Source organism: Azoarcus sp. TTM-91, from assembly GCF_012911025.1.
In the GTDB taxonomy this organism is placed as follows: domain Bacteria; phylum Pseudomonadota; class Gammaproteobacteria; order Burkholderiales; family Rhodocyclaceae; genus Azoarcus.
On the sequence record NZ_WUEI01000221.1, the window covers coordinates 1 to 2,636 of the forward strand.

Here is a 2,636-nt window from a genome sequence, read left to right on the forward strand (position 1 = left end):
AGCCAGCCAGCCACCCAGCCAGCCAGCCAGCCAGCCAGCCAGCCAGCCAGCCAGCCAGCCAGCCAGCCAGCCAGCCAGCCAGCCAGCCAGCCAGCCAGCCAGCCAGCCAGCCAGCCAGCCAGCCAGCGCCAGCCAGCCAGCGCCAGCCAGCGCCAGCCAGCCAGCGCCAGCCAGCCAGCGCCAGCCAGCCAGCGCCAGCCAGCCAGCGCCAGCCAGCCCAAGCGCGGCGGGAGCCTCGTCGGATGATGGGGTTCCGCCGCGATTTGGTTTCCGCGCATCCCCATCGCACGGCTGTTTCCCTCACGCGGCGCCCTCGCGCCAGCGCGCCATTCCCGGCTTCATGCCTGCAAAGCGCGCACAAACGCACCATCCATCGGAACCTCCACGCCGCTGGCATGTCCCTGCGCCATGCTCGCGCGGCCGGCCTGCGTTCCCTCCCGGCCAGACGCACCGCCATTCACAGGAGGAGACCCGATGACGCAAACCCCGCGCGGCGATGCCGTGCCGGCGGCCCCGGCCGCGCCTGTTCCAGCCGCAGCTCCCGCCATGCCCACCCTCGCCACGCCGGTGCTCTACGCCCTGGTGTTCGTCGAAGGCTACGTCTCGCTGGGCAGCGAGATTGTCGCCCTGCGCCGGCTGGTGCCGCACCTCGGCAGCTCCATCACCATCACCGCGCCCACCATCGGCTTCTTCCTGCTGGCCCTGGCCCTGGGCTACCAGGCCGGTGGCCGGCCCAGCGACGACTACCTTGGCCGGGTGCGGCGCAACTTCCTGATCGCCGCCGCGCTGATCGCGGCCGGCCTCGCCGGGCCGACGGTGGATGCGCTGTTCGCCCATGTGCAGCCGGCGCCTGTCGCCTACCTGCTGTTCGTCGGCCTGGTGCTGTGCCCGGTGGCCTGGCTGCTGGGGCAGACGGTGCCGCTGCTCACCAACCTGCTGCGCCACGAGCATGTGGGCGCGCGCAGCGGCGCCGCGCTGTACTGGTCCACGCTGGGCTCCTTCCTCGGCTCGCTCAGCCTGTCGCTGCTGGTGATGCAATGGCTGGGCGTGTACGCCGCGGTGCTCATCTGCGCGCTGCTGCCGCTGTGCCTGCTGCCCTGGCTGGCCGGCAGCCGCCTGCGCGGCGGCGCGGCGGCGGCCGGCCTGGCCGCGCTGGCGCTGGGCTTCAACCTGGTGCTGCCGCAGCAGGTGGAAACCGCCTACGCCACTTACCGGGTGGCACCGGTGGCGCTGCCGGGCATGCAGGACCCCAAGGTGTTCTGGATCAACAACTCCGCCGCCTCGCTGATAGACGACAGCAAGCCGCCGCGCTACACCCGCTACATCGAGCGCCTGCGCACCATCCTGCTGATGGACCTGGCCTATTTCGAGCGCGACATCCTGGTGCTGGGCGCCGGTGGCTTCACCCTGTCGCACAGGGAGGAGAGCAACCGCTACACCTATGTGGACATCGATCCGGAGGTGAAGGCGCTGGCCGAGCGCGACTTCCTCGGCGAGCCGGTGCGCGGTCGCTTCATCGCCGGCGACGCCCGCCGCTACGTCGCCGACAGCAGCGAGCGCTACGACGCGGTGGTGGTGGATGCCTACAGCGCGCTCACCAACATCCCCACCCACCTGGTCACCCGGGAATTCTGGCGTGACACCAGGCGGGTGCTGAAGGAGGATGGCGTGCTGCTGGTGAATCTCATCCTCGATCCCAGGCTTTCAACGCCCTACGCCCGCAACCTCATCGCCACCATCCAGGCGGAGTACGGCCCCTGCGGGGTGGAGGTGCTGTTCCGCAACCTGCCGCAGAGCAATGTGCTGCTGCAGTGCTTCGCCGGCCCGCCGGTGGCGCCGCCGCAGCTCTATACCGACGAGGTCAACCGCGCCGACCTGGACCATCTGCGCGAGCCTTAAGCCGCGCGAGCCTTAAGCCGGCGCCGCGCCTGGGGGAAATCCAGCCGCATGGCGATGCGCCCGCGCATGCCGAGCGCGCCCTGCGCTTCCAGTGCCGCCAGCAGCCCGGCGGGGATTTCGTCGCGCTCCAGCAGCGGGCGGAAGCCCAGGCGCTCGTAGAAGGGCGCGTTCCAGGGAAACTGGGCGAAGGTGGTCAAGGCGATGGCAGGCAGCCCCTGGCGCTTCGCCCAGGCAATGCAGCGCCGCACCAGCGCCGTGCCCAGGCCGCGCCGGCCGTGGTCGGGATGCACGTTGAGCTCCGCCAGCAGGGCGAGGCCGTCGGCGGTCTCCATCAAGGCGAAGCCCACCGGCCCGGCGGCGTCGGCGGCCACCCACAGCCGGCCTTCCCGCTGCGCCCGCGCCAGCGCCGGTCGCGGCACCACCTTGTCGCGCAGGCCGGGCGGCAGGTCCTCGGGTGGGAAGCGGCGCGCGGCGGCGCGTTCGATGGCGGAAAGGGCGTCGAGATCGCGGACCAGGGCACGCCGCAGGGAGTAGTCGTTCATGCGCCTTTTCTGAGGAAGCGGGGGAGGGGCGGCCGCTGCAGCCAGGAATGGTACTCCGCCCACGCTACCCTGTTTTCGTGACGGACGTCTGCCACCGCTGAGAGCACCGGCTCCGCCCGCCTGCCGCCGCCGGAGATTGCGCGCGGACGCCGCCGCGTTTATCGTCCGGGGCGCATCCGCCGTCCAGCCCCTGTC

General features: G+C 71.7%; 3 protein-coding genes. 1 reads left to right on the forward strand and 2 read right to left on the reverse strand.

Going from position 1 to position 2,636, the window contains the following annotated elements:
* A partial coding sequence (locus GRF61_RS23720; protein WP_211166176.1) for a hypothetical protein occupies positions 1 to 278 on the reverse strand: 278 nt, incomplete at its 3' end.
* A 196-nt stretch (positions 279 to 474) separates the two neighbouring features.
* On the opposite strand from GRF61_RS23720, the gene GRF61_RS23725 reads away from it, so the two are divergent.
* Positions 475 to 1,899: a fused MFS/spermidine synthase gene (locus GRF61_RS23725; RefSeq protein WP_169153081.1), complete on the forward strand. Its 1,425-nt coding sequence runs from the start codon at positions 475 to 477 to the stop codon at positions 1,897 to 1,899.
* Here GRF61_RS23725 and GRF61_RS23730 read toward each other — a convergent pair.
* The gene (locus tag GRF61_RS23730; protein ID WP_169153082.1) at positions 1,896 to 2,441 is read right to left on the reverse strand and encodes a GNAT family N-acetyltransferase; all 546 of its coding nucleotides are present in this window, start codon (positions 2,439 to 2,441) and stop codon (positions 1,896 to 1,898) included. The genes GRF61_RS23725 and GRF61_RS23730 overlap by 4 nt on opposite strands.
* Positions 2,442 to 2,636 lie beyond the last annotated feature (195 nt).

Bases quoted from the DNA above. Each gene is read 5' to 3' on its own strand.
- GRF61_RS23725 (WP_169153081.1), top strand. From the start codon at position 475: ATGACGCAAACCCCGCGCGGCGATGCCGTGCCGGCGGCCCCGGCCGCG.
- GRF61_RS23730 (WP_169153082.1), bottom strand. From the start codon at position 2,441: ATGAACGACTACTCCCTGCGGCGTGCCCTGGTCCGCGATCTCGACGCC.